The organism is Streptomyces sp. NPDC060000, assembly GCF_042737375.1.
Classification (GTDB): domain Bacteria; phylum Actinomycetota; class Actinomycetes; order Streptomycetales; family Streptomycetaceae; genus Streptomyces.
The window spans coordinates 34,575-57,052 of sequence record NZ_JBHWUU010000069.1; the positions used below are offsets into that span (position 1 = coordinate 34,575).

The 22,478-nt window shown below is 72.2% G+C and carries 35 protein-coding genes; 31 read left to right on the plus strand and 4 right to left on the minus strand.

Annotated elements, in window-relative coordinates; all coding sequences use genetic code 11:
• Positions 1-71: 71 nt before the first annotated feature.
• Both ACFWBB_RS30990 and ACFWBB_RS30995 read right to left on the minus strand, forming a co-directional pair.
• Entirely contained in the window at positions 72-410 is a 339-nt protein-coding gene (locus ACFWBB_RS30990) for a hypothetical protein (RefSeq protein ID WP_385278907.1), read from the minus strand.
• A 200-nt stretch (positions 411-610) separates the two neighbouring features.
• Positions 611-2,590 carry a hypothetical protein gene (locus ACFWBB_RS30995; RefSeq protein WP_385278909.1) on the minus strand — a complete coding sequence of 660 codons (1,980 nt, stop codon included), beginning with the start codon at positions 2,588-2,590 and terminating at the stop codon, positions 611-613.
• A 263-nt stretch (positions 2,591-2,853) separates the two neighbouring features.
• On the opposite strand from ACFWBB_RS30995, the gene ACFWBB_RS31000 reads away from it, so the two are divergent.
• The 18 genes from ACFWBB_RS31000 (at position 2,854) to ACFWBB_RS31085 (ending at position 14,161) form a co-directional block, all read left to right on the plus strand.
• A complete protein-coding gene (locus tag ACFWBB_RS31000) occupies positions 2,854-3,180 on the plus strand; it encodes a hypothetical protein (RefSeq protein ID WP_385278911.1) in 327 nt (108 codons plus the stop codon).
• A 150-nt stretch (positions 3,181-3,330) separates the two neighbouring features.
• A complete protein-coding gene (locus ACFWBB_RS31005; RefSeq protein ID WP_385278913.1) occupies positions 3,331-3,762 on the plus strand; it encodes a hypothetical protein in 432 nt (143 codons plus the stop codon).
• A 70-nt stretch (positions 3,763-3,832) separates the two neighbouring features.
• Positions 3,833-4,135: a hypothetical protein gene (locus ACFWBB_RS31010; RefSeq protein ID WP_385278915.1), complete on the plus strand. Its 303-nt coding sequence runs from the start codon at positions 3,833-3,835 to the stop codon at positions 4,133-4,135.
• 73 nt (positions 4,136-4,208) lie between these two features.
• Positions 4,209-4,655 carry a hypothetical protein gene (locus ACFWBB_RS31015; protein ID WP_385278917.1) on the plus strand — a complete coding sequence of 149 codons (447 nt, stop codon included), beginning with the start codon at positions 4,209-4,211 and terminating at the stop codon, positions 4,653-4,655.
• Between the two features lie 53 nt (positions 4,656-4,708).
• Positions 4,709-5,203 carry a hypothetical protein gene (locus tag ACFWBB_RS31020; RefSeq protein ID WP_385278919.1) on the plus strand — a complete coding sequence of 165 codons (495 nt, stop codon included), beginning with the start codon at positions 4,709-4,711 and terminating at the stop codon, positions 5,201-5,203.
• The gene (locus ACFWBB_RS31025) at positions 5,200-5,433 is read left to right on the plus strand and encodes a hypothetical protein (protein ID WP_385278921.1); all 234 of its coding nucleotides are present in this window, start codon (positions 5,200-5,202) and stop codon (positions 5,431-5,433) included. Before ACFWBB_RS31020 ends, ACFWBB_RS31025 begins: the two co-directional genes overlap by 4 nt.
• A 188-nt stretch (positions 5,434-5,621) precedes the next feature.
• Positions 5,622-6,059 carry a hypothetical protein gene (locus ACFWBB_RS31030; protein WP_385278923.1) on the plus strand — a complete coding sequence of 146 codons (438 nt, stop codon included), beginning with the start codon at positions 5,622-5,624 and terminating at the stop codon, positions 6,057-6,059.
• 81 nt (positions 6,060-6,140) lie between these two features.
• Entirely contained in the window at positions 6,141-6,677 is a 537-nt protein-coding gene (locus ACFWBB_RS31035) for a hypothetical protein (RefSeq protein WP_385278925.1), read from the plus strand.
• Between the two features lie 94 nt (positions 6,678-6,771).
• Positions 6,772-7,485 carry a hypothetical protein gene (locus ACFWBB_RS31040; RefSeq protein ID WP_385278927.1) on the plus strand — a complete coding sequence of 238 codons (714 nt, stop codon included), beginning with the start codon at positions 6,772-6,774 and terminating at the stop codon, positions 7,483-7,485.
• Between the two features lie 98 nt (positions 7,486-7,583).
• Positions 7,584-7,937, plus strand: coding sequence for a hypothetical protein (locus tag ACFWBB_RS31045; RefSeq protein WP_385278929.1), 354 nt, complete (start codon positions 7,584-7,586; stop codon positions 7,935-7,937).
• A gap of 91 nt (positions 7,938-8,028) precedes the next feature.
• Entirely contained in the window at positions 8,029-8,427 is a 399-nt protein-coding gene (locus ACFWBB_RS31050; protein WP_385278931.1) for a hypothetical protein, read from the plus strand.
• 118 nt (positions 8,428-8,545) lie between these two features.
• On the plus strand, positions 8,546-9,373 hold the full coding sequence (locus ACFWBB_RS31055) for a hypothetical protein (RefSeq protein WP_385278933.1): 828 nt from the start codon (positions 8,546-8,548) through the stop codon (positions 9,371-9,373).
• 68 nt (positions 9,374-9,441) lie between these two features.
• A complete protein-coding gene (locus ACFWBB_RS31060; protein ID WP_385278935.1) occupies positions 9,442-10,290 on the plus strand; it encodes a hypothetical protein in 849 nt (282 codons plus the stop codon).
• A gap of 62 nt (positions 10,291-10,352) precedes the next feature.
• Positions 10,353-10,736 carry a hypothetical protein gene (locus ACFWBB_RS31065; RefSeq protein ID WP_385278937.1) on the plus strand — a complete coding sequence of 128 codons (384 nt, stop codon included), beginning with the start codon at positions 10,353-10,355 and terminating at the stop codon, positions 10,734-10,736.
• Positions 10,737-10,879: 143 nt separating this feature from the next.
• The gene (locus tag ACFWBB_RS31070; RefSeq protein ID WP_385278939.1) at positions 10,880-12,202 is read left to right on the plus strand and encodes a DNA cytosine methyltransferase; all 1,323 of its coding nucleotides are present in this window, start codon (positions 10,880-10,882) and stop codon (positions 12,200-12,202) included.
• Positions 12,203-12,505: 303 nt separating this feature from the next.
• Positions 12,506-12,838: a hypothetical protein gene (locus tag ACFWBB_RS31075; RefSeq protein ID WP_385278941.1), complete on the plus strand. Its 333-nt coding sequence runs from the start codon at positions 12,506-12,508 to the stop codon at positions 12,836-12,838.
• The gene (locus ACFWBB_RS31080) at positions 12,835-13,266 is read left to right on the plus strand and encodes a hypothetical protein (protein WP_385278943.1); all 432 of its coding nucleotides are present in this window, start codon (positions 12,835-12,837) and stop codon (positions 13,264-13,266) included. Before ACFWBB_RS31075 ends, ACFWBB_RS31080 begins: the two co-directional genes overlap by 4 nt.
• Before the next feature lie 595 nt (positions 13,267-13,861).
• Complete coding sequence (locus ACFWBB_RS31085) at positions 13,862-14,161, plus strand: hypothetical protein (protein ID WP_385278945.1); 300 nt, start codon at positions 13,862-13,864, stop codon at positions 14,159-14,161.
• Positions 14,162-14,184: 23 nt separating this feature from the next.
• Here the strand turns inward: ACFWBB_RS31085 and ACFWBB_RS31090 are convergent, their stop codons facing one another.
• On the minus strand, positions 14,185-14,529 hold the full coding sequence (locus ACFWBB_RS31090; protein WP_385278947.1) for a hypothetical protein: 345 nt from the start codon (positions 14,527-14,529) through the stop codon (positions 14,185-14,187).
• Here ACFWBB_RS31090 and ACFWBB_RS31095 point away from each other — a divergent pair.
• The 7 genes from ACFWBB_RS31095 to ACFWBB_RS31125 all read left to right on the plus strand — a co-directional run bounded on the left by ACFWBB_RS31095 (position 14,528) and on the right by ACFWBB_RS31125 (position 18,357).
• Positions 14,528-14,968 (plus strand): hypothetical protein, encoded by a 441-nt coding sequence (locus ACFWBB_RS31095; protein WP_385278949.1) that lies wholly within the window; start codon positions 14,528-14,530, stop codon positions 14,966-14,968. The genes ACFWBB_RS31090 and ACFWBB_RS31095 overlap by 2 nt on opposite strands.
• A gap of 164 nt (positions 14,969-15,132) precedes the next feature.
• Entirely contained in the window at positions 15,133-15,402 is a 270-nt protein-coding gene (locus ACFWBB_RS31100; protein WP_385278951.1) for a hypothetical protein, read from the plus strand.
• A 224-nt stretch (positions 15,403-15,626) separates the two neighbouring features.
• Positions 15,627-15,893, plus strand: coding sequence for a DUF6225 family protein (locus tag ACFWBB_RS31105; RefSeq protein ID WP_385278953.1), 267 nt, complete (start codon positions 15,627-15,629; stop codon positions 15,891-15,893).
• Between the two features lie 66 nt (positions 15,894-15,959).
• A complete protein-coding gene (locus tag ACFWBB_RS31110; RefSeq protein WP_385278954.1) occupies positions 15,960-16,805 on the plus strand; it encodes a hypothetical protein in 846 nt (281 codons plus the stop codon).
• Between the two features lie 109 nt (positions 16,806-16,914).
• The gene (locus ACFWBB_RS31115) at positions 16,915-17,391 is read left to right on the plus strand and encodes a hypothetical protein (protein WP_385278956.1); all 477 of its coding nucleotides are present in this window, start codon (positions 16,915-16,917) and stop codon (positions 17,389-17,391) included.
• 96 nt (positions 17,392-17,487) lie between these two features.
• Complete coding sequence (locus ACFWBB_RS31120; RefSeq protein WP_385278958.1) at positions 17,488-17,790, plus strand: hypothetical protein; 303 nt, start codon at positions 17,488-17,490, stop codon at positions 17,788-17,790.
• Positions 17,791-17,817: 27 nt separating this feature from the next.
• Positions 17,818-18,357, plus strand: a complete 540-nt coding sequence (locus ACFWBB_RS31125; protein ID WP_385278960.1) for a hypothetical protein — start codon at positions 17,818-17,820, stop codon at positions 18,355-18,357.
• Between the two features lie 34 nt (positions 18,358-18,391).
• Here the strand turns inward: ACFWBB_RS31125 and ACFWBB_RS31130 are convergent, their stop codons facing one another.
• Positions 18,392-18,673, minus strand: a complete 282-nt coding sequence (locus ACFWBB_RS31130; RefSeq protein ID WP_385278962.1) for a hypothetical protein — start codon at positions 18,671-18,673, stop codon at positions 18,392-18,394.
• 179 nt (positions 18,674-18,852) lie between these two features.
• On the opposite strand from ACFWBB_RS31130, the gene ACFWBB_RS31135 reads away from it, so the two are divergent.
• From ACFWBB_RS31135 to ACFWBB_RS31160, 6 genes are all read left to right on the plus strand, one after another.
• Complete coding sequence (locus ACFWBB_RS31135; RefSeq protein ID WP_385278964.1) at positions 18,853-19,206, plus strand: HNH endonuclease; 354 nt, start codon at positions 18,853-18,855, stop codon at positions 19,204-19,206.
• 20 nt (positions 19,207-19,226) lie between these two features.
• Positions 19,227-19,637 carry a hypothetical protein gene (locus tag ACFWBB_RS31140; protein WP_385278966.1) on the plus strand — a complete coding sequence of 137 codons (411 nt, stop codon included), beginning with the start codon at positions 19,227-19,229 and terminating at the stop codon, positions 19,635-19,637.
• A gap of 112 nt (positions 19,638-19,749) precedes the next feature.
• The gene (locus ACFWBB_RS31145; protein WP_385278968.1) at positions 19,750-20,331 is read left to right on the plus strand and encodes a hypothetical protein; all 582 of its coding nucleotides are present in this window, start codon (positions 19,750-19,752) and stop codon (positions 20,329-20,331) included.
• Complete coding sequence (locus ACFWBB_RS31150; protein ID WP_385278970.1) at positions 20,328-20,585, plus strand: hypothetical protein; 258 nt, start codon at positions 20,328-20,330, stop codon at positions 20,583-20,585. Before ACFWBB_RS31145 ends, ACFWBB_RS31150 begins: the two co-directional genes overlap by 4 nt.
• 108 nt (positions 20,586-20,693) lie before the next feature.
• Positions 20,694-21,314: a hypothetical protein gene (locus ACFWBB_RS31155; RefSeq protein WP_385278972.1), complete on the plus strand. Its 621-nt coding sequence runs from the start codon at positions 20,694-20,696 to the stop codon at positions 21,312-21,314.
• A gap of 353 nt (positions 21,315-21,667) precedes the next feature.
• Positions 21,668-22,255, plus strand: a complete 588-nt coding sequence (locus tag ACFWBB_RS31160) for a hypothetical protein (RefSeq protein ID WP_385278974.1) — start codon at positions 21,668-21,670, stop codon at positions 22,253-22,255.
• Positions 22,256-22,478: the final 223 nt, after the last annotated feature.

The following is a 22,478-nucleotide window of genomic DNA, read 5'->3' on the forward strand; positions in this document are numbered from 1 at the left end:
GCCTCGCAGCGCCCCAACGCACACGGCGCCGGGGAGCTGCTGGCAGGGCGGGAGAAACGGGCCTGGGGGCGTCAGGAGACGGCCGGGGACTCCGTGGCGGCGAGCGGCGTTGCGAGGGCGCGCGCACGACTGGCCGTGAGTGGCCGACTGTGCGCCCCTTCCGGGATCAGCACGGCGCATGCCCGGTGGTAAAGGTCCTCGTTGACGCGAGACCAGGCGGCGGCCGCCTCACGGCCACTTTCGCGGAGGACGCGCACCCACACGGTGTCGACGCTGCCCCGCACCACCTCGACGGCTTGCCCGACCAGGTAATCGACCATGGAGACCGGTACGCCTGTCTGGGCCTGGACGTCCTGGGCCATGAGATCGACGGTGGTTCGAAGTACGACGCGCAACTCATCACGGGTCACGGGATGCTCCTCGTTTCGTGGTTCGGTCCGGCGTGCTCTCGCCGGGCAGTGGGCCGCGCTCACGCGGCTTGCGTCGCCCCAGGGAGACAGGGCAGGTGACGCGGCTTTCTGGACTTTCTGGACCGTCCACACGCGCGCGGGCGCGTATGGGGCCTCGAGGGCGCCGCCCGACCCGATCCGGCCGGGCGGCGCCGGGCGGGTCAGCGGCGGGCGTCGTCCTTGTACTTGACGGGCACGTCCACGCGGAGCATGGAGCCGATCACCTTGCGCGCGTTGTCAGCGGGGCTCTGGCGGCCGTCGACCCTGCGGAACTTGACGACGATGGGCGGGTGCGCGGGGAGGAACCAGCCGACGTCCCGGATGCCGGCGGTGACGCGGGCGGTGACCATCCACCCGGTCCCCGTGTCGGGGCGGCAGTCGACGCGTACCTCGGGGGTGCCGCTCTCGATGGCGTCGGTCTCGTCAGGGGTGGCCCCGACGTGCATGTAGGCGAGCGCGGCGGCGCGGATGCTGTCGGCGGTGTGCGGCATGTCGGTGCCGTGCATCCGGCTGGCGTGCGGCTGGACGGCCAGGATGGCGGCGCGTGCCCGCACGATGGCGTCCTTTGCGGCACTGCGGGCGGCGTTCTTGGCGGGCAGGCTGTGAGCGACCCGCAGGGACTCCCACGCGCCCTCGGCGGTGTCCCGGGCCGCGCGCAGCCTCTCGTGCAGCGCGGGGGGCGCGGCGAGCGGCATGGTCTCCATGTGGTTGATGAGCCGGTGAAGGCTGGACGGCGTCAGGTCGGCGGCCTCGTCGGCGGCCTCGCGGGCGGCGAGAGCGGCGAACAGGGGTGCGGCGGCCGCCGGGGGCGTGAGGGCGGTGATGGCCTCGCGAATGAGCGGGTACGCCTCACGCTTCGGCGGCTTCACCGTGTGGGCGAACACGGCGGCCAGGGCGGCGTCGGTGGGCTCCCCGGTGTGCTGCTCGGCCCACCACTTCGCGGCGAACCCCTCGGCCCAACGACGGGTCTTCTCGTCGACCGGAGCGGCAGGGGCGGCGTCCTCGGCGGGGGCGGGGCCGAATACGGCGTCCAGGGAGGCGCGGGTAACCATCAGGTGCATCTCCGGCGGGTAGGTGCTGCCGGTGGTGCTCTCGTCGTGGCTGCGGAACGTCCAGGTGGGGCGGACCCACGGCGCGCCGGGGCCGACGAACGCCGTGACGGCGGAGACGGTGCGGGCCTCGTCCAGGTGGGCCGCGATCACCTCCATGCCGGGCCGGATCATGTCGGCGCGAACGGGGAGCGCGGAACCGTCGGCGACGGCCGGGAAGGTCTCGGCGTAGTAGTCGGCGAGTCCGGCGTCGATATCGCCGGTCAGTTCGGCGTCCGTGGGGCGCTCCGGGGCCTGGAAGGTGTCGCCGGGGGTAGCGGGGCGCAGGTACACGGTCCGGCCGTCGCGGTAGACGATGTGGGCGGTCGACTGGCTCGCGGACATCCGCTTGACGGTGCGCTTCACCTCCGGCTGCATCATCGCGGCGTTGATCTCGTCCAGGGCCTGGCGGGTCGGGATGATCTCGGCGGGGCCGTCGTTGACGATCCGGACGTGCTGGCGCTCGTCGGCGGCCGGGGCGGGCGTCTCGTCGGCGGGGGCCGGCTGCAAGGGGACGTAGCGGCGATCGTCGGAGCAGATGGCTTTCTCGGCGTCCTGGTGGACGAGCCAGCCCCGGAAGCGTCGGTTGGCGACGATGGTGCGGACGTGCGCGGCCGGGATGCCTGCGTGGACCTGGCGGCCGTCGACGAACACGGCGTGCGGGGCGTCGACGACGTCTTCCGGGAGGGGCGCAGCGTCGCGGGCGTACTTGTTCGAGCTGTGGCCCAGGGTCTCGACTGCGGCGGTGACGTCCCGCAGGGTGCGCACCTTGCGTGAGTCGGTGGCGCTCCCCACGGTGGCGTCTTCGAGGCGGCCCCGGGCACCCTTCCGGTTCGCCTTGGTCCAGAGCAGCGTGAGGGTGTCGCCCGCGATGGCGCGGCCCAGCTCGGTATCGGCGTACGCGGCGGGAACGGGGATCGCGACGCGCACCACGTAACTGGTGAGGTTCTCGCGGTCCTTCTTCTCGACCGTCACGGTCAGGCCGTACGCGGTTGCGAGGGTGATGGGTTCGTCCGCGTTCTTGATGCCGGTCTTCTGGGGCTCAGCAGCCATCGGGTGCTCCTCGGTTTGTTGGTTCGGCCGGGGATGCTCGCCCCGACCCCGCCTTAGTGGCGTGCCCTGAACGTACAGCCGTCCCGAGGAATAGTCAACCAAGGGAAATCTAGAGAGGGGGGCCGCGCGACTTTCCAGCTCCTCACCTGCATTTCCTCGCGTTTCTTGTCGATGCGGTGGTGCGCTGGATTTCCCTTGGTGTACTGTTCTTCTCGTCGCCCCGGAGAGCAACCGGGGCCAACCAACGAAGCGAGGAACACACCATGCTGCTGACCCTGGACAAGACGCCCCGCAAGTTCACCGTCGTCTACACCGACCGCGAGACCGCCGGCTTCGAGATCCGCGACGTCCTCTCCGACGTCGTCCGTGTCGGCGACAGCTCCAACGCCCCGTGGGTGTCGCTGCGTGACTCCGGTCTCGACTGGTTCTCCGTCGTGGCCGTGAGCGTCGGCGACGCCCTGCTCAAGGGCCGTGCGGAACTCGCAAAGGACATCGCCGCCGACTGGGCCTTCCAGGGAATCGACATCGGCGACGCGCACACCCCCGACACGTACTTCGCGGCCGTCCTGGTGAGCGTCGCCCTGGTGTAACCCCGACCCGCACCGCCCGCCGCCACCCCCCCCCCGGCGGGCGGTGCGCCCCGCCCCTGGGCCGGCTGTCTGCCGGAACGGGCGCAGGGCGCACCGCCCACGGTCCCGGAGAGCAACCGGGGCCCGAACCAGCGAACGAAGGAACACCCCATGCAGCGCTTCCCGCGTCTCGGCCGCATCCTGGCCCGTCGCCCCCGCCCGGCATCCCTGCTCGCCGCCGGTACCGCCGTGCTCATCCTGGGCGGCCTGGGCACGATCACGGCGTCCGACGCGACCCCGGACGACTTCCGGCCCCACACGGACCGCAGCGCGGACGCGGTGACCGCGTACAACGCCGGATGGGTGGCAGGTGTGCGCGACCTCGGCGACGGGACCACGCCGACGCACCCGAACGTCACCGGCGACGCGAACGACCCGGGCACCGTCGCGTGGGCTGACGGCTGGATCGACGGGCAGGCCGACGCGCTCGGCGACGACAACCGAGACGGTCGGATCGAAGAGGACGAGTCCGGGTGGGACTGCCACCGCATGGGCAACCGCGTGTGCGGCGCGCAGCGCGACGCAAGCCACACCAGCCGCTGACCTACCCACCGCCCCCGCCGGGGCGCGCCCCCGCGCCCCGGCCCCTTCGTCCCGAAAGGCTCAACACGCCATGCCCAGCGCACCCCTCACTGCCGCCCAGGTCGAGCAGCTCGCCGACGCTGTCGGCCGGATCGCCGGGGTCACCGCCCGCGCGCTGCACGACGAGTTCCCGCATCTGGACCTCGAGCAGCTTGTCGAGACGTTCACCCGTCCCGTGGCCGCCGAGGGGATCGCCCGCCGCTACATGGCCGCGCTGGAGTCCGGCGCGACGCCGGGCGAAGCCGCTGGGAAGGCCAGTACCGCACTCGTCCACGCGTGGGCCGACGCCCGCCTTGCCGCGAAGGCCGCCGCCCAGGCCGCCCGCACCGCCTGACACACCCGCCCGTCCCCGCCGGGGCGCAGCACCGCGCCCCGGCCCCCGTACAGCACACGAGAGGACCCACCCCATGGCCCGGAAGATGAGCACCACCGAGCGAGCCGCCCGCGACGTCGTGAACAAGTACGTGCGCGAGGGCCTGATGGAGCGCGGGCAGGCCAACCGCGCGATCCGCGACGGGCTGCACATCGCCGAGACGACCGTGCGCACGGAGTACGTCAAGAACGGGTGGGGCTCCGCCCTGTACTACGGCCAGAAGGTCGCAGCGGCCCGCGAGGAGTTCGACGCCGCCCGGCCCGGCTCCGTCGCCCAGCGCGTGAAGGGAACGCGCCTCCTGGCCGCCGAGATATTCGCCGCCGTGTTCGCCGTCGTCGAGGCCGAGGAGGGCCCGCGCGAGGGGGCCGAGAGGCTCACCCCGGGCCAGGCCGAGGAGGTCATGGCCACGGTGCGCGACACCGCCCGCGAGATGCGCGAGGAGGCCGCCAACCCGCGCGCCCGCCTCACCATCGCCGCCTGACAGCTCCCCCGCCCGCCGGGGCGCACCCCGCGCCCCGGCCCGTCCCTGATCGGATGCTCATGTTCACGCTCGACCGCGCCTGTCACATCCTCGCCGTGCCCACCGACGAGTACAGCCGGCCGCCCGCCCCGAAGCCGGTACGGGCCTTGGACCAGTTCGTTGACGCGCACTTCCTACCCAACGGGTTCGACGCAGCCGCCATGCGGTTCGTGCGCGCCCGCGACGTGCAGACCGGGGACCTGATCGTCGGCGCTCTCCCGAACCCCTTCCTGGCCGTCGGTGAGGCCGTCCCGCACGCTCTGCCGTACCCGTTCACCGCCACCCCGGCGGCGCTCGCCGACCGGCCGTGCGGCTGCCCGCGCTGCTCCACCTTCGACGAGCGGGTGAGCGACTACCGGGGATGGCACGAGATCGTGCACATGGGCTACTTCACGGTGCCTTACGCCGACGGGTTCCGCCGTTGCTGCGCGGTCTGGCAGGGCCCGAGCTTCGTGTGCGTGATCCCTGCCCAGTGGCGCACCGACGCCGGGACGGGGGAGGCCCTGTGAGCGCCGCAGGCGTCGAGGGCGTCGACTGGTCCACCATGCGCCGCGCCGACTTCGACCCGGCTGCGCCGCTCGCCCTGGTGGACGCCCGTGCCGTCACCCGCCGCGTGGACGCCGTGGCGCACTCGAACGGCACCGACGCCCTGTTCGGGGAGGAGCCGCCCGCCCCGCGCGCCACCCGCACCCGTAGGCCGGCTGTCGCGTCCACCCCGCAGGACGACGCCCTGTTCTGAGCGCGCAAAACAGTAAGCCAGAGGCAACACACCCGACCCCAGGCGACGGGTCGGGTGTGGTCTCATCTGCGGAAACTCAGATCCGATCGGATCATGTGTTCCCCTCACGGTTTCCCTTGGTGTACTATTTCCTTGTTGGCGGAGAGCAACCGCCGACGAACCAACGAAGGAACCGAGGAACACACCACATGGCCAGTGCCCGCAGCCACCGCGCAGCTTCCGCCCTCCGGACCCGCATCCGCGCCCAGCGCGAGATCCGCAACGCCATCAAGGCAGTTGCCGCCGGTCCCGCCCCCGCCTCCGCCCACCTGATGGCCGGTGGCGTCGCCCCGCTCGTCGCCCACACCTACGCGGGCACCATCACGAAGAAGGCGAACGGCCTCGACCGCGAGGCGGGCAAGGGCACCACCACGAAGAAGCGCCCCGGCAAGAAGGGCCTGACCGTCTCCCGCTCCGGTGACCTCGCCCGGAAGAAGCGCCACCGCGTCATCGCGGTCGCCCTGTGGACCCGCGAGGACATCCGCGCCGTCGCCCTCTCCGGCTTCACCCCGAAGAACGAGCAGGTGGCCGACTTCCTCGCCGCGCTCCGCCTCGGCCGCCCGGCCGCCGCACGCGCCGCCGCCTGACCCCTCCCCCTGACCGCCGGGGCGCGGCCCTCCCCCGCCGCGCCCCGGCCCCCACTCGACACCCCGAAGACGGAGACACCCATGACCACCACCGCCGCCCCGTTCGTCGGCCAGTACGCCCAGGCCGCCCAGCGCGCCCGCGTCGTCGCCGAGATCGCCCGCGACCGCTTCACCACCGACCCCGCCATCCGCGCCGCCCTGCTGGGCATCGCTGAGCGCCTGGACGCCGCCGCCCGCGAGTTCGAGGCGGTCCCGCCCGGCGCGTACGAGGAGCTGCCGACGGAGGCCACGGAGGAACTGTTCATGGCCGAGCAGATCGCCGTGGACCACCCGGCCGCCCGGTTCCCCGCCGAACTCGGGGAGTACGTCCTGGTGCCGCTCGTCGACCGCGAGCTCCCGTTCCCTCGCCCCCTGAACTCGGCCCGCCCGAAGTTCGCGCAGTTCGCCCAGCGGGAGGCCGAGCAGGCGCACGCGCTGCACCTCCTGCACGCCGACGGCCCGCACCAGTGGGAGCGCACGGAGGACTGGCTGCGCCAGGTCTTCAAGGTCTGGGAGAAGCGCCTCCGCCTTGAGGACGAAGTCCGCGTCGACAACGGCCGCCCCGACAACCAGCGCTGACCTGCCAAGCCGGGCGGGCGCGACACAAGCCCCGCCCGCCCGGCCCAATCCCCGGCGAGAGCACGCCGGACACCACGAACTGGAGGAACACCCCATGCGCTTCGACGTCCGCATGCCCGCGACCGTCATGATCCAGACCGAAGCCGCCGACGTTGCGGAGGTCGTCACCAACCTCGGATGCGTCGTTGACGACGAGATCGACATCGAGTTCCGGGTAGAGCGCCACGGCCTCACCATCGGCACCATCGCACTCGACGGGTTGGGCCACCTCGACAAGGTCGACGGTGCGCTGCTCGAAGAACTGGAGGGCTACGGCGACGGCCGGCTCATCCCCCCGGACGTCGAGGACGACGAGGACGACGAGGACGACGAGCTGTGCCGTAACGAGGAGTGCCGGGAGCCCCTCGACGGCGACGGCTACGACGGAGAGTGCGGGAGCTGCGCTGACCGCACGTACGCCGCCGAGCAGGGCGACGACGACGAGACCGACGAGGCCGCACAGGACACCCCCGGGGCGCTCCCCATCGACGCGTACGTCCCGACGCTCACCCTCGCCCACATCGCCCACGCCGCCGTGATGCTCCTCGGTGAAGGCTGGTACGCCGAATCCACCGTGTGGGGCGACGGCTCCGCCATCTACCGGGGCGACGCCACGTTCCACGTCGACGTCGACATGGACGACGTCCTGTCCGTCCAGCGCAAGGGCGGCGACACCGTCGCCCTCGAGGGCGCGGAGCCGCTGAACGGCCTCCAGGCCCTGGCCGAACACCTCGCCCGCGTTCTGCGCGACCTCGACGCCCAGCGCTGACCTGCGCCGCCGGGCGGGGGCGTCACAGGATCCCCCCGCCCGGCGTACTACCCGGCGAGAGCACGCCGGGCCAACCACGAACCGGAGGAACACCCGCGATGAGCACCGCCCCCACCCCCGCCCCGTACGACCCCGCCCCCGGCACGGAGTACAGCTACCCCCTCTCCGACTACGCGCGCGCCACCGCCCGATCCCTCGGGGCGGGCTGGGACTCAGAGTCGAGCTACCTCGGCGGATGGGGCCTGATCTTCACCACCGATGACCGCGTTTCCCTGCGCCTGTACGTCGACGGCGACGGCCCCACCGGTGACCTGATGATCGGGGACCGCAAGACCGGCGACGAGCACCTCGTGTTCTTCGAACGCCTCCCCGAGAACGCCCCCCACACCCCGGAAGAGATGAGCGAGTGGGGCGACGCCCTCGCCCTGTTCGTGCTCTCCCTCGGCCTGTAGAGCCGCTGCGCCCCGGGGCCGGACGTACGAGTCGCCCCGGGGCGTGGCCCCACGCCCCGCCCCCCTCGAACTCACCGAAGGACGTACCGACATGACCACCGCGCCCGCCCTGCTCGCCCTGGACACCCTGGACACCGACGAGCTGAGCAGCCTCTACGCCGAGGCCGGACGCATCTTGCAGGAACGGAGCGAGGCCGAGCTGCCCGCCGTGATCCTGGAAGCCATCCGGGAAGTGCTCGCCGAGGACGGCGACACCCGCAAGCCCCTGCGCGCCGTGTTCTCCACCACCGAGTGGGAGAACGGTTACTTCTGGTACGCGGATGGTGCGCGGGTCACGTTCTTCGACGGCCGCACCGAGGAGATCGAAACCGTCGACCTCTCCAGCGCGGACGAGGCCCTCACCGACCACGTGTCCTACCTGGTGGACCCCCTCGACAGCACCGACACCCTGACCGTCGTGTTCGAGCCGCCCACCGTGCAGATGGGCTGACCACCCCGGCCCGGGGCCACGCGCCCCGGGCCCCGGGCGACGCAAGCACCCCCCGCGTGACCCCATACCCCGGCCGGAGAGCACCGCGCCGGACCAACCACGAAGCGAGGAACACCCCGTGATCTCTGCCATCGCCCAGGCGACCACCGCCGCCCCGCTCGCCGCCCTCCTGCCCGCCCGCCGGGGCAAGGCGTGGACGGTCGGCCCCGCCCCCTACGGCATGCGCAACCACGCTGCGACCGCCCGGATCACCGACGGCCGCCGCTCCCTGCTCGTCGTCGAGGAGGGGAACCGCGTGGAGCTGTACGCCGAGCGGCCCGGCCTGTTCCCGGTCACCCCGGACGCCGTCGTCGACTCCACCGACCTGGCCTCTGTCGCCGTGCTCGCCTCCCGTGCCGTGCGCTGGATCCTCGCCGACCTGGACGCCGAGACGATCCGGACGACCGAGGCCGAGAAGGGGTGGCGGAACGTCCTCCACTACAAGGGCACGGCCTTGACCGAGTTCGGGTTCCACCTCATCGACCAGGGCATGTACCCGCGCAGCGCGGAGCGGCCCGACGGCCCCGGCGTCGAGTGGACGTCCGCGAGCGGCGCAGAGTGGGCCGTGTGGTCGCACGGCGTTGGTGCGAACTACTCCCTGACCTACGAGGGCCCCGTGAGCGGCCTGTACGGCGCGCTGCCGGTCCTGCTGCCCCCGATGGACGGCCACGTCTCCACGGACGCCGGTAGCCCGTTCACGCGCCACCTGACGGACCGGTTCCCGCAGCTCCGCCCGGTCGACGCCGACGAGGTCGAGTTCGGCGGCTACCGGGACCTGCACGGGTGGATCGCGCTCCCCTCCCGCGCCGAGATCGGCGACCCCATCGACGACGGCACCCGGGTCTGCGCCCAGGTCGGCCCGGTCGGCATCGACTTCCTGCTCGCCGCCGCCGCGCACCTGGCCTGACCCTCACCCGTCCGGCCGCGCCCCTGCCCCTCGCGCTGGGGCGCGGCCCCCTCGAAAGGCCCCACGACATGAGCACCGTCACCGCCCCGGCCCGCACCACCTGCCCCGCCCGCACCCTCGCCGAGCACGTCGCGGCGCTGCTGCCCGCGCGGGCCGGCTCACCCTGGACCGTCGAGCCGTTCTCCCCGTGGTGGACCGCCCGGCACCCCGGCGTCCGCCTGGTTCAGGGCGCGCGCGCCCTGGTCCTGGTCGCCAACGCCACCAACTGGACCACCGAGATCGGGTGGATGCTCCCCGACCGCGAGCCGACCCGCCCGGACCTCACGCTCAAGACCACCCGCCCGGACGCCGTCGCTCGCGAGATCCTGCGCCTGGTGCTGCCCGTCGTCGACGACGAGGCGGCCCGCGCCCGCGAGGACGCATCCTGCGCCCGCCTGGAGCTGCTCTACGAGATCGGCACCGGGATGCGCGCCCAGGGCGCAGCGACGTACGAGCGGGGCGGCCTGCTGGTGAACACGTCCACCGTCACCTGGTCGTCGTCCGGCCTGCGCTACTCGGCCACCCTGCACGGCTCGAACCCCGCGTGCGACGTCCAGATCGAGGGCCCGGTGCGCGCCGTCGAGCGGGCCGTGGCCCGGTTCCTGCCCGGCAAGCCGCTCGAGCCGAAGACCTGGCCCATACGGGACGTCCGGGGACGTCTGCCGCGCCGCATGGCCGCGTTCCTCGCGCAGTACGTGGACGTCGAGCAGACCGACCAGGGCGGCATTGCGTTCGGGTCCCGGCCCGGCGTGTACGGGTACGCCGCGCCGGCCGCCGACTCCGCCGCCCGGATCCGCGACACCACCCTGGCCTCCGTCGAGCTCCACGGCGTCGGCGTCGACTTCCTCGTCTCCCTCGCCCCGCACCTCGCCCGCTGACCGCCGCGCCCGGGGCCCGACACAGCTCCGGGCGCACCCCTCCCTCGAATCGGAGACACCCCGTGTTGAAACCCGCCACGCCCGACCTGCTCGCCGAGCTGGACGGCATGCTGCGCCCTGGCCCCCCGTCGTCGTTCTCCCTCGCCCTGGACGTCGCCGAGGTGCACGCCGACACGGTCGCCGGGCGCCGCACGACCGAGGCACTGGGCAACTACTCCCGCACCGCGCTGCCGATGCTGCTGCGCCGGCTGTTGGCCGTCGAGACCGAACTCCTCACGCTACGTACGAAGGTCGCCGGGCACGTCGCCGCCGGCGACCAGGGCCACGACCCGACCACGGGGGAGCTGCTCGAGGAGCTCCGGCGCGCTGGGGTCGACCTGCGGGCCGACGTCGAGGCCGCCGCCCAGGTGCTCGAGGGGCAGGCGCGCGCCGCGACATTTGCCTGACCCGCCCCACCGGAACGCACAGCCCAGGGAAACGGGCTGTGCGTTTTCCCTGTTCGCATCCCTCTAAATTTCCCTTGGTGTACTATTCGGCGTGTTGGTGGAGAGCACCGCCGACGGGAACCAGCGAAGAAGAGGAACACCAGATGAGGACCCTGCCCCCTGCGGTCGCAACCGCCGTTCACGTCGCGACCCTGGCCCGCAAGAACGGTATGCCGATCCCGGCCAAGGTCCTCGCTGTCCTCGACGCCGCCGCCTCCCCGTTCCCCGGCCGCTGGCTTCTTGACCCGCTGCCCGGCGACCCCATCCGCGTGATCGAGCTGTTCGCAGGCCCCGGCGGCTGGTCCGAGGGCATCGCTGCCGTCCTCGGTGTCGCCGTGGACGCCGTCGGCATCGACATCTCCAAGGACGCATGCGCCACCGCCCGCGCTGCCGGGCACTTCCGCATCTGCGCCGACATCACCACCCTGGACCCCGAGCACTACGCCCTGCGCCATGTGCGCGGCCTCATCGTCTCCCCGCCCTGCCCCTCCTTCTCGCCCGCCGGGAAGCACTCCGGGCAGGATGAGGTGAACATCTTCACCCTGTGCCGAGTTCTCGCCCAGACCTCCGAGGCGGGCGGGTTCCTCCCCGGCAACGAGCTCGACGACTGGTGCGAGGGCTGCGACACCTGCGACGAACTCGGCTACCACGACGGGTTCGCTCCGCGCTCCGGCGTCACCTGGGGCGAGCTGCGCGCCCAGCTCGCCCCGCTCACCGACGCCCGTATCGGTCTCATGGCGGAGCTGCTGTTCTGGGCGTTCGGCATGCAGGCCGCTGGCGCGCCGCTCCAGTTCATCGCGATGGAGCAGTCCAGCCGACTGCCGCAGCAGATCCTCGACGACATCCGCCTGGAGCTGCGCGGCGGCCAGGAAGAGGGAGAGTGGTACTGGACCACCCACGGCACCCTCGAAGCCTCCCAGTTCGGGCTCGCCTCCCGCCGCGAGCGGGTGTTCTTCCTGGCCTCCCGCCGCCTGTCGTACCTGCCCACGCCCGCCGCGAACGTCCGCCAGACCACGATGGCGCAGGCCCTCGGCTGGAAGGAGGGCGAGCGGATCAACACGCGTGGCGTCCGCCCGATCGACCCGGCCACCGGCCGCCCCAAGGGCGGGAACGAGTTCTCCGCCGACAAGCCATCCAACTGCCTCACCGGCAAGGCCCGCACCTGGAAGCGGGTCTCTGACGGCCTGCGCCTCACCCAGAACGAGGCCGGTGTCCTCGTCGGCTTCCGCGCCTCCTACCCCTGGTACGGCTCCCGCACGAGCGCGTTCCAGCAGCCCGCCGACGTCGTCCCCCCGCTCATGGCCGGACTGGTGCTCGCCCAGTTCTTCGACGTCGACGGGGAGGCCCTGGCCGCCGACTACCTGTGCCAGCTCTACCGGATGGACGAGCTCCTCAGCAGCGCCGAGGAGTACGCCACGGTCGCCTGACCGGCCGCCCGGCCCCCGCCCACTCGGGCGGGGCCGCCGTCGTTCCCGGGCCCTGTCACAGCCCGGGGCCGCCCGACGTTCCCCCCGGCATGAGCAACCAGACGTTCCCCCCGCGCCTCGACATCGGCCGCCAACTCCGGGAGACCATCACCCCGTTCCAGCGCTTCCGCGCGTATCTCCCGGGCAGCCAGTTCCGCGAGGCCGCCGCCGCGTTCCGTCTCCTCGCCGCGCGGCTCGAGGAGAGCCAGCGCGCGCCGTACTGGGTGGCTGTCACAGGCCGCCGCCGCGCGCCGTTCCCAGGGCATGAGCGAACACACCCCGCCCTGCACCGCGCCGACCGCGATCGAGGCGGAGGACCCGTTCCCCGCGCCCGTCGTCCTCAGCGTCACAGCCACCGTGAACGGCGAGGAGGTTGGCTACCGGCAGATGGTGCCGCGCAACCACTGGAACGCCATGGTCGCCGACCCGCCCATGCGTGAGGGGTACGAGCGGGCGCTCCGGGCGCACCTGGGGCAGGTCATCGTGGAGTATCTGGCCCCGCCCGTCCGGGTGCACATGCCGACCCCGATGGATGAGGCCAGGGCCCGCGCCGAGGGCGAGTGCTGTCAGCGACTCGAACTAGGCTCCGAAGGATGAGCACCGCCACCCCTCCCCCCGAGCAGGCCCCCGCCGAGGAGACGCCGTTCGACCCGCACGACTTCCCCCAGAAACTCCGAGACGCGCAGCGCCGGGCCGCGGAGCTGTACGCCGAGCTCCACAGCCTCCAGGCGCGCCTCCCCTGGTCGCGTGAGCCTCACGAGGGGTGGCCCGAGGTGACCGACCGGGGCCGGGAGCGAGCCGGCCGCGCGGCCTCCCCCGGCTGGGACCCGGCCGACGCCGCGGCGTTCGACAAGCTGTGGGAGGAGCTCCTCGAGGCGACGGCCTACGTGCACACGCACGGCTGGTGGAAGACCTGCCGGGACCATGGCGTCGAGGGCGCGGACCTAGTCGCCGCCCGCCAGGCCCTCAAGTCCGCGAAGGGCGCCGTCCCCCTGGCCCGCGACGACGTCGGCACCGCCGCCTGACGGCCTCTCGGCACGGGACAGCCAGTAACGCTAAGCACCTGATCATGGTTGTGGGCAGCCGGGCGTCGGGGTTGCGTCAGCTTCCCCGAGCGCTGGGCGCTGGGCGTTCCTGTCGGCGGGGTGGGCCACCGGATCGCGTAGCCGTCACACGGCAATCTCCGCCGAACCTGCCCGCTCGCGCTTCCTCCAGGCCGCCGTCCGGCAGGCGCCAGAGCAAAACACCTGGTCAGAGCGGGTGAAGTATCCGGGAGCAAGACGGCGGCCACACGTCCGGCAGGCGGGTCCGGTTCCGATCGTGTGGTCGGCCATGAGGTCCAGGCCACGGCCGTAGCGGCGGAATCGCCGGAACCAAGCCGACTTGCACGCGACCGAGCAGTACCGCCGCCGCGGCGCCGAGCCCGAGGGCAGCGGCTCGCGGCACATCGCACAGGCCCGCTGCGTGCCAGCCATACCTCCGGTCTACGCCCATCGCCATCCGCGCGCCACTTCACCGCGGCGGCCAGGCGCCGCTGTTTCCGCGAACGGCCACCCGCCGCCCCGGGCCGCGGGATCGTTGACCCGGGCGCACCCGCCCCCCGCTCGAGATCGGAGACTGATGACCGCGGAGTCGTTCTACGACTGGATGTGCCGCCACGCCCGCGCCATGGGCTGGGAGTTGGACGAGGAGGCGCAGAAGAGGTTCCGCGTGTGGGCCGCCATCGCCGCGACGAACGGCCTCGACGACGCGCAGACCGCCCAGCTCGCCCGCGGGCTCGGCGTCACCGCGGACGAGGTGACCGCGGCCTACCAGCCGGAGATGCGGGAGGCCGCCATGAGCGAACTCCTCGAGCAGCCGGACCTTGCCGCCCTGGACGCCGACCTCGACCGGCTCGCCGACGAGGAGCCGCCGCGGTAGGACCGAACGCCCTGACGGCCCGTCTACGCCCGACGGGGCCGCGCCCGCGGCATTCCCCCCTGGCGCTGCCCGTCGCCCGTCCTGGACGGCGTGGAGCCGCTGTCGTAGCCCTTCCGCAACCCGGGTTGTGGCCACTGGTACGTGCGGATCACGACCGTCGTGTCTCCGCGGAGGTCCACATCGACCTGGTAGCGGACCGTGCCGTCCGCCCAGTTCTGCCGCGCCATGACCGGCGCGTACCGCCACCTACCGGCTGACCAAACCTCGAGCGCCGGGCGGTCGCCGCGCGGCCAGGTCTTCACCTCCGGGCGCGGCCCGTCCTCCGGCCGCCACGGGCGGGCCGGCTCTGGCTCCGGGATCTCACTCATGCCTCCGACTGTAGGCAGCACGCGACGCAAGACGCCCACGGCCTCCACGATCCGCGGCCTCATCACTCCGCGCCTGGAAGGCCACGCCATGACCAAGCTCCCCATGACCAAGCTCCGGGACGACCGCACGTCCCGCCTGATCGTCTCCGCCGCCGCCGGGGTCCTCGTGTTCGGCCTGGTCGTGCTGTTCGCGATCCTGGTCGCCGACGTCGACATCGACGACGACAGCGACGGCCGCTCCCGCCGCTGCCCCGGGTACGCCGTCGGCACGGTGGACCCCGTGACGTGCCTGCCGTACGGGTCCGGGGGCGCGGCGCACGCTGGTACCAACCATTCCGGGAGTGGCTCGAGCACCGCGCGGAAGCCCGCCGCCCCGCCGAAGGCGCCCGCCGCGAAGGCGCCGGCCGCGCCGCCCCGCGTCTCCCTGAGCAAGCGGTGACGGCCCCGGAGGGCAGCGCGCGACGTAAGGCGCCCGCGGCGGACACCGTCCGGTCCCCCAGTTCCCGTACCGGAGGGTCACCCGTGTCCGAGCCCGTCTGTCCCAAGCCCGCCCCCTGCTCCCGAGAGACCCCGTGCCCGCGGTGCGAGCGCCTGCTCCGCGTGATGGTCGTCTGCTTGGGCCTCGCCCTGGTCCTGGTCGTCGCGATGCTCGCGATCGTCGTCGTGCAGAACCGCGACTCCTCGAGCGACCCGAAGCCCGGCCCGACGAAGACCGCGCCCGCGGACCCGTCGCCCAGCGACCCGGCCACCAGCCGACCGTCGGAGCCGACTCCGTCGCCGACCGCGCCCATGCCGTCGGACCCGTCCGGCGGTGACTGCAACATCTTCGACCCCGAGTGCTCGCCCGGCACCAGCGGCGGCACCGAAGCCTGATTCACCCCACGCTGTGCCCCGGCCGGACGACTCCTCGGCCGGGGCACAGCCGCATCCCGTGCCTGGTGACGCGTGACCACCTCCCCGTGGACCCCGCGCGCGGGGTCCCTCGCCATGGGGTGCCCTTAACGAGCGACGAACCAAGTGCCAAGTAGCTCGCGAGGCGGCCTCGATTTCGGCGCGCATGCGCCTCTGCGAAGAGCATCAACTGGGATACTTCCGTCATGGCTGACACCCACGATCACTCGCCCGAGGTCTGGACGGCTGGCCGCCTCCGCGACGCGATCAAGGACCTCCCCGACGACGCGCCCGTCTACATCGGCATCGCGTCCGACCCGGGTAACTTCAACGGGTACCAGGAGCGCGTCCTGACCGCCTACGAGCCTGCCGAGTTGCACTGGGCTGCGACGAAGTGGACGCCGGAGCGGACTGAGGTGCAGCACACGCTGTTTGCTGACTGGCCGGCGGGGACATACGACGTGCTGGACTGACGAGCTCGGACCCGGGGCCCCGCTGGGGCGCGACGCAAGCACCCGTGCTCTCTACGGTGCGCGCCCATGACGTACATCCCGCTCACCCGCTGCGCCGCGCTCGCCTCCAAGGCCCGGACCTTCAACCGCCCGCACCGGATCGCGCAGCCGGCCGTGGAGTCTGCGGAGCTCGCCCACCGGTTGCTCAACCTGCCGGTCGACGAGCGGCTCACCCACGTTGCCGCCCTGGACGACTCGGTGCTCCTGGACGTGATGGTTGCCCTCGACCGGCACACCGGCAGTGCGTACGAGCTCTGGCGAGACACCCCCAGCGGGTTCGCCGAGGACGTCCTGGGCCTGGTCCTCGACGAGGAGCTGCGCGCCGCCCTCGACGTCGTCGCCGACCCCGACGCCCGCCGGATCGCTGCCCGCATCCCGGGCCTCGACAACCACACGGCGGCCGCGGTCCTCGTCGCGTGGACGGCCCTGGTGTCCTGCCCCCGCCCGTTCGGCGACGGCCCCCGGTTCGCTGTCTCCTTCGCCCCGTACCGGTCGACGTCGGCGAGCGTCTGGCGCATCCTCGCCCGGTTCATCGACAACGCCTGTCTGCCCGGCAGGCTCGATCTCCAGCGGGGCGCCTGGTGGGCCGACGACCTCGAGGGCCCGCAGCGCATCATGGCGTTCGCCGTGTGGAACACCACCCCCGACAGCATGGGCGGCCTCCTGCAGTACGTCGCAGTCGTCGCCGACGCGGACCGAATCGCCGACCCGGACATGCGCGCCACCATGACGTTCCTGGCCGATAGCGCGTACGGCGGGAGCCGCCTGGTCGCCCTGGGCGGCACAACCGATGAGCCGGAGGAGTGGTTCTCGCTGTACGAGTCGTGCGACCGCGTCACCTCCCCCGCGGGCCCCGCAGTGACCGCCCAGTAACCCGGCAGCGGACACAAAACCTCCACACCGTGCAGGGTGCGCCCCTTGCCCGTGGCGCGCCCCGCGGCCGCCGACCGGTGGCCCCGCGCCCCGGGCGGAAGGGAGCAGCGTGCGACCGCACGTTATGCAGGCACTCGACAACTGGCGGATGAACTGGAACGACCAGCAGCTCGCCGCGCAGGAAGCGTTCACCGCGGCGTTCCCCGCCCTGAGCACATCCGACCCACGGTGCCAGTGCTTCGGCCCGACCCTGCGCTGGGCGACGCCCGGCGAGGGATCTGGCAAGGCCTGCCTCGATGACCACGGGCGCGCCACGATCGAGTTCGAGGATGTCCCGAAGTCGGCCCTGGGCAAGGCCATGGAAGAGGTCTGGGGCGTCAACTGGTTCGACGAGGGGCCCGGCGGGTTCGCCCAGGCCGAGCCCGGCCAGTACAGCTACGAGGACGAGCTGACGTACGCCGAGTATTACGTCGATGTCCTCGCGAACGGTCTCACCTCGTTCTCGATCTCCTACGTGAAGATCGAGGACATCGTGACGATCCTCGACGAGCTCGAGCAGGCGCTCGCCGAGCACCGGAAGGCCTGACCCGGCAGAGGTGTGGTGACGTGGTGCCCCGGATCCGTATCGCGTCACCTCACCTGCCTGGAGTAACCCCCGCTCGAGGTCCTCGTTGCCGTAGCTATGGAGACCTCGGAACAGGACACGAACACCGACAGCCACGAAGACGCCGAGGCTGCAGAGCACGCCCGCCGTCTGGTAATCGGTACGTCTGTCGCCCGCGCGGAACGCTGTCTGCTCACGATCGAGGAAGAGGCCGCCGCCAAGCATCCCGACCGCCCCGACCTTCAGGAGTCGTACGCGCTGGGTGGCCTCAAGACCGCTCTCGAGCACCTCGTGCAGGAGGTGAAGCCCTTCGGAGCCTCTGATGAGGAGGTGGAACGGTTCTGGGCGCCTCTGAGGGCGAAGACGCCGCCTGTTGGCTAGCACCTGCCAGACGGCAGAATGACGAGCATGGACGCCACCACCGCCTTCATCGCCGCGTTTGCCGTCACCGCTGCGGGCGGGGCCGTCGCCCACTTCGTGGTGCGCGCCGGCGCGACCGCGGCCCGAGAGCAGCGTGTCCCAGACGGCGCGGCCTGGCGCCAGATTCACCAGCGGCGTGCGCAGTCGTACGCCGAGTTCGTTGAGCCCGTCGACCAGATCGGGCACATCCTCGAGACGTGGCCCGCTCTGCCCCCGGCGGCCCGACAGCCCCAGCGCAAGGCGGCGTACGAGCGCCTGCAGACCCTCGGACACCGCCAGGGCGCGGTGATCCTCGACGGCGGCCCGGACGTCCAGGCCGCCGCCCGGCAGCTCGTCGACGCTTGCGAGCGGCTCGTCCGCGGCCTGGACCTGTACGCCCCGCCCGGTCCCGTCGACACGTCCGTCCACGGCCTGTCGATGCCGTTCCTCACGGCGTGCCGGGAGTACCTCGACGCCGAGTCCGAACGGCACTTCGGCCTTCGCCGCCCCACCGGGCGCAGCCTGTTCGCCCGCCTCTCGACGAGGTGACGTGACGCGGCCTGAGCTGCCGTTTCACATCACGTCACCTGAGATTCGGGCCCTCGGCCAGCCACATGTCGATGAGCTCCTGGTCGCCGTCCTCCAGGCCGAGCGCCTGAGCGGTGACGCCGGCGGCCTCGAGCAGTTCCCGCGTCGTCGACCGCCCGGGGTACAGACACTCGATGCGGGCCAGCTCCGGCCACGCTGCCTCGATCCGCTCCCCCGCTGCGCCGTCACGTTCAACTTCGTCGAGCGCGGCCTCCATGATGTCGGCGAGCGACGCGTGAGGGGACGACGAGAGCAGGTAGAACTCCGCCTCGGCCACTGCACGAGTAGCGGCTGCCTCCAGTCCGTCGGTCATGCCCGGCCAACGAGCGGGCGCTGCGATCGGCACGCGACGTAAGCCGCGGCCGCCGTCCACTCTCCCCGCCTCGCCCCGGACGCGATCACCTGGGCCGCGTTCCCCGCGGTCCGGCGCCCGGGGCAGGCGAGGAGACCAGTGCTGTGAAGGCACGACGGCGAACCGGCCCCACCGACGTGGTGAAGGCCATCGTCTACGACCGCGACGGCGGCGCCTGCGTGCGCTGCGGGACACGGGACGGCCTGACCATCCACCACCGCGTGAACCGCGGCATGGGCGGCGCGCGGGAGGAGTGGATCAACCAGTCGCACAATCTGCTCCTCGTGTGCACCGTCTGCAACGGCTGGTTCGAGGACAACCCGCGGGAGTCCTACGCGGCCGGCTGGAAGGTCCGCCGGCCGGAGCTCCCCGGCGAGGTCCTGGTGAAGTACGCGGACGGCCGCCAGTACCAGCTCACCCCCGACGGTGCCCGCGCTCCGATGGCGGTGACTCGATGACCGCCCCCGGCCGTGTCCGCATGTTCCCTCTGACCGCCCAGTGGTATCTCGCCGGGTGGGTGGGCAAGCACCGCCTGCGCGCGAAGGCCATCCGTACACGCGTCGAGGGCCGCAACAGGATCATCGGCTTCGCCGCATCGGTCCTCGGATACACCGTCGCCCTCGGCGTGTTCGCCGGACCGTGCCACACCACGCGCGGCTGGTATCGCGACTTCGGCCACCGGTTCGGCCGGTACACGATCGGTGGCTGGCGAACCATCCGGCGCGTACCGGTGTCGACCGGCTGGGTGTTCGGCGGCAACCGCACCCGCATCGGCTGCACCGTCACGGTCGCCTCTCGCACGCTGATGTGCGCCAAGCTCGCCACCCGCGCCGACCTGCGCGCGAGCCGGGAACGTCACGGCGACCTGCACAGGAAGGCCGCCCGATGAGGCCCGGCAAGCGCGCCCGCCGCGCCCGCCGCACGGCCTGGGACTGGGCCGCCGCCGTAGCCGAAGGCTTCTTCGACGGCGTGGCCGAGTTCCTGTGCACCTGGGGGCGGCGATGAGACGCCGACGCCAGTGCACCACCTGGTCCTGCTTCGCCGTCGACGTCCAATGCCAGCGCCTGGCCAAGCACGACGGCGACCACGGGGCTTCCCCGACCCCCACCTACGAGCGGCATTGGTCCTGGTCCGATGACGACCCGGACTCCATCACGGTGCTCCCAGGCACCGTGTGGTTCCACCGGCCGGACCGGACCCGGGTCAAGAAGGCCGCCCGGTTCCTGGGCGAGTGGACCGCGTACGGCCTGGTCGCGGCCCTGCTGTGGTGGGGCGACTCGTGGGTGGCGGCCGCCGTGTTCCTCGCCCTGGAGCTGCTGCTCTCCGTCCGCCGGGCACGCTTCGTCGACCTCGGCCGGTTCACCGCCGGGGTATGGCCGGTGACTGCCGCGGCGCCACCCCTGATCTTCGGTGTCGCCTTCGCGATGCACGGCGAGGGGCAGAACGCGAAGAGAGCCGGCCTCGAGGTCATCCTCGGCCCCGTCGTCGTCGGGGCGTTCTCCCTCGTGCCGCGGAGCGAGTGGCCCGCGTACCAGCGCTCGCAGGCCGCATTCAAGGCCCAGCAGAAGGAGCTCCGTTCATGACCCGCGTCACGATGCACCGCCGCATTCGCGCGCCGCGGTACCTGCGCCTGGGCCCGTTCCGGCTGTGGTCCGCCCGCATCCCGCAGGGCCCGAACCTCGGCTTCGGCCGGATCGCGACGACCGACACTCCCAGTAACCCAGCTCCCGGGCAGAAGTCCGTCCACGACGGGAACGGCTACGTCCTCGTCGTAGGCGGCCGCGCATTCGCTGTACTCCGCTGCAGGTCAGTACCCGTGCCGTCGCGGCACCCCTGACAAGGGCATTTCCCTTGGTGTACTGTTCTGCCGATGCGGCGGCATGGGGTTGCCCCAGTCGCCGCACGGCGCACGAGTCGCGCCACAGTTGGACGGAGAACAGCCACCATGCCCAAGGCTGGCAAGACTTACGGCCCGCGCATCAAGGCCCCGAACTACGACCAGATCAGCAAGGACGCCGAACGGCAGGTCCTCAAGGAGCTCGGTCTCGGGCGTCCCGAGGACGCAGTCCACGCCCGTGCGGAGGACCTGGTCGTGAAGGCGGCCCGCATCCTCGAGCAGGTCGACGCCGAGATTGCCCTCCACCTCGACGAGCGGGACGAGGCGCTTGCGCACCTGTGGTTCTACGAGCAGCGTCTTGGCCTAGCCAAGACCGTCGGCCTGGGGAACATGGGCTACCGGCAGGCGCTCGCCACGGTGATGTTCGGCAACAAGAAGCATGTCCACGAGCTGCCGACCGGCTCGGGCGAGGAGCTCGCCCAGGCCGCCGAGGCTGCAGGCATCGCGCGGGTCGAGGACGCCGAGGAGAAGCTCCTCAAGACCGCGCCGCTCGTCTACGCCGCGCGGGGCCGCCGGGACGTCGCCGTGCGCATCATGCAGGAGGCAGTGTTCGCCCTGTCCCAGGCGCCCTACGACTGGACACCCGAGCAGATCGCCGAGCACGCCGGCGTCGAGCGGAACCTGATCTACAAGCAGCGGGCCGCAGCCCGCCGGCGACGCGGCCTGTAGCACCGCCCGTTCCAGGACGACCGGCCCCAGCACAATCGGGGCCGGTCGTCTTATTGCATCTGCGCTGGTCACACCGGGGACCGGTTTTCGGTCCCCGGTCACCGGGGACCGTTTTCCGGTCGCCGGTTTCTGGGGCGCCGTAGAACCGGGTGCCGGAGGACTGGGCCCCTTTAGTAAGAAGATCAAGTACCACCATCAAGTAAGTTCCGATGCCTTCGCTTCGCTCAGGCATCGGCGCGTCCCTGGGCTTGCTAGAGCTCGAGCGCCGACAAGGCGCAGCAGCGGCAAGGCAGGGGTGTCACAGAATCCGGCCGCGCGGCGTTCCCCCGAACATGACGACGTCATCCAGGCCCATGCGCACCATGCTTCCGCCGAACCTCACCCGCAACTACTACGAGGTGAAGCGCCTCATCGCCCAGGGGGAGGGTCGCGAGCTCCGGCACTGGTATCAGCTCACTGCCGAGCAGCAGCGGGCCGAGGAGCTCGACGTAGAGCTGTTCCGGCGGGCCATATTTCGGGCCGAGGAGGAGCAGGACCTCGTCGCGAGCTTCAACGCCTCGACTGCCGAGCAGCCCCTGACCGCGGAGCAGCCGGCGGCCGCCGAATCCGCGGCCGCGCCCTGCGACTGCCCCGGCTGCTCCACCCTCCGCGCCCTGGCCGAGCTCATCAAGCAGGCCCAGCGGCTGGAGGCCACACTCGGCTGGGACCTCGGCAGCAACGCCGACGGCGCGGCCGTGTACGGCTTCAAGCCCGTGCCCCTCTCCGCGGAGGAGCGCGCCGACCTGGAGAAGCGGGCCAAGGAAGCCATCGCCCGGTGGGTGGCCGAGGGCAAGCCCCTGAAGATGACCGGGCTGATCCCGAGGTCCCGCTTCGACCTCCAGGGCCTGCGCTTCCTCCCGTCGCCGCCCTCCCCCCGAGTCTTCCTCCGCGACGTCCTGTAACAGGATTCGGCCCCTCGACGTACTACAGGTGCGGCTGGCCCTCTGACCCCGAGATCCCCCTGGGGAAAGCATTCCAGCCAGCACCCCCCCGAGCCGGGGTGACGGTCCTGCTCTACCTCCCCGGGTGCAGGACCTCACCCCGGCAACAACTTCCGGCAGGCCGCGACCGCTCCGCGCAGGCTTGGCCGGACCCTCGCGGCCGGGGCCCCGGTCTGGGCCGGGG

What these genes read in the sequence shown, in the direction of transcription:
- ACFWBB_RS30995 (WP_385278909.1), bottom strand. Translation starts at nt 2,590, where the DNA reads ATGGCTGCTGAGCCCCAGAAGACCGGCATCAAGAACGCGGACGAACCC.
- ACFWBB_RS31000 (WP_385278911.1), top strand. Translation starts at nt 2,854, where the DNA reads ATGCTGCTGACCCTGGACAAGACGCCCCGCAAGTTCACCGTCGTCTAC.
- ACFWBB_RS31005 (WP_385278913.1), top strand. Translation starts at nt 3,331, where the DNA reads ATGCAGCGCTTCCCGCGTCTCGGCCGCATCCTGGCCCGTCGCCCCCGC.
- ACFWBB_RS31010 (WP_385278915.1), top strand. Translation starts at nt 3,833, where the DNA reads ATGCCCAGCGCACCCCTCACTGCCGCCCAGGTCGAGCAGCTCGCCGAC.
- ACFWBB_RS31015 (WP_385278917.1), top strand. Translation starts at nt 4,209, where the DNA reads ATGGCCCGGAAGATGAGCACCACCGAGCGAGCCGCCCGCGACGTCGTG.
- ACFWBB_RS31020 (WP_385278919.1), top strand. Translation starts at nt 4,709, where the DNA reads ATGCTCATGTTCACGCTCGACCGCGCCTGTCACATCCTCGCCGTGCCC.
- ACFWBB_RS31030 (WP_385278923.1), top strand. Translation starts at nt 5,622, where the DNA reads ATGGCCAGTGCCCGCAGCCACCGCGCAGCTTCCGCCCTCCGGACCCGC.
- ACFWBB_RS31035 (WP_385278925.1), top strand. Translation starts at nt 6,141, where the DNA reads ATGACCACCACCGCCGCCCCGTTCGTCGGCCAGTACGCCCAGGCCGCC.
- ACFWBB_RS31040 (WP_385278927.1), top strand. Translation starts at nt 6,772, where the DNA reads ATGCGCTTCGACGTCCGCATGCCCGCGACCGTCATGATCCAGACCGAA.
- ACFWBB_RS31045 (WP_385278929.1), top strand. Translation starts at nt 7,584, where the DNA reads ATGAGCACCGCCCCCACCCCCGCCCCGTACGACCCCGCCCCCGGCACG.
- ACFWBB_RS31050 (WP_385278931.1), top strand. Translation starts at nt 8,029, where the DNA reads ATGACCACCGCGCCCGCCCTGCTCGCCCTGGACACCCTGGACACCGAC.
- ACFWBB_RS31060 (WP_385278935.1), top strand. Translation starts at nt 9,442, where the DNA reads ATGAGCACCGTCACCGCCCCGGCCCGCACCACCTGCCCCGCCCGCACC.
- ACFWBB_RS31070 (WP_385278939.1), top strand. Translation starts at nt 10,880, where the DNA reads ATGAGGACCCTGCCCCCTGCGGTCGCAACCGCCGTTCACGTCGCGACC.
- ACFWBB_RS31075 (WP_385278941.1), top strand. Translation starts at nt 12,506, where the DNA reads ATGAGCGAACACACCCCGCCCTGCACCGCGCCGACCGCGATCGAGGCG.
- ACFWBB_RS31080 (WP_385278943.1), top strand. Translation starts at nt 12,835, where the DNA reads ATGAGCACCGCCACCCCTCCCCCCGAGCAGGCCCCCGCCGAGGAGACG.
- ACFWBB_RS31085 (WP_385278945.1), top strand. Translation starts at nt 13,862, where the DNA reads ATGACCGCGGAGTCGTTCTACGACTGGATGTGCCGCCACGCCCGCGCC.
- ACFWBB_RS31095 (WP_385278949.1), top strand. Translation starts at nt 14,528, where the DNA reads ATGCCTCCGACTGTAGGCAGCACGCGACGCAAGACGCCCACGGCCTCC.
- ACFWBB_RS31090 (WP_385278947.1), bottom strand. Translation starts at nt 14,529, where the DNA reads ATGAGTGAGATCCCGGAGCCAGAGCCGGCCCGCCCGTGGCGGCCGGAG.
- ACFWBB_RS31100 (WP_385278951.1), top strand. Translation starts at nt 15,133, where the DNA reads ATGGTCGTCTGCTTGGGCCTCGCCCTGGTCCTGGTCGTCGCGATGCTC.
- ACFWBB_RS31105 (WP_385278953.1), top strand. Translation starts at nt 15,627, where the DNA reads ATGGCTGACACCCACGATCACTCGCCCGAGGTCTGGACGGCTGGCCGC.
- ACFWBB_RS31110 (WP_385278954.1), top strand. Translation starts at nt 15,960, where the DNA reads ATGACGTACATCCCGCTCACCCGCTGCGCCGCGCTCGCCTCCAAGGCC.
- ACFWBB_RS31120 (WP_385278958.1), top strand. Translation starts at nt 17,488, where the DNA reads ATGGAGACCTCGGAACAGGACACGAACACCGACAGCCACGAAGACGCC.
- ACFWBB_RS31125 (WP_385278960.1), top strand. Translation starts at nt 17,818, where the DNA reads ATGGACGCCACCACCGCCTTCATCGCCGCGTTTGCCGTCACCGCTGCG.
- ACFWBB_RS31140 (WP_385278966.1), top strand. Translation starts at nt 19,227, where the DNA reads ATGTTCCCTCTGACCGCCCAGTGGTATCTCGCCGGGTGGGTGGGCAAG.
- ACFWBB_RS31145 (WP_385278968.1), top strand. Translation starts at nt 19,750, where the DNA reads ATGAGACGCCGACGCCAGTGCACCACCTGGTCCTGCTTCGCCGTCGAC.
- ACFWBB_RS31150 (WP_385278970.1), top strand. Translation starts at nt 20,328, where the DNA reads ATGACCCGCGTCACGATGCACCGCCGCATTCGCGCGCCGCGGTACCTG.
- ACFWBB_RS31155 (WP_385278972.1), top strand. Translation starts at nt 20,694, where the DNA reads ATGCCCAAGGCTGGCAAGACTTACGGCCCGCGCATCAAGGCCCCGAAC.
- ACFWBB_RS31160 (WP_385278974.1), top strand. Translation starts at nt 21,668, where the DNA reads ATGCGCACCATGCTTCCGCCGAACCTCACCCGCAACTACTACGAGGTG.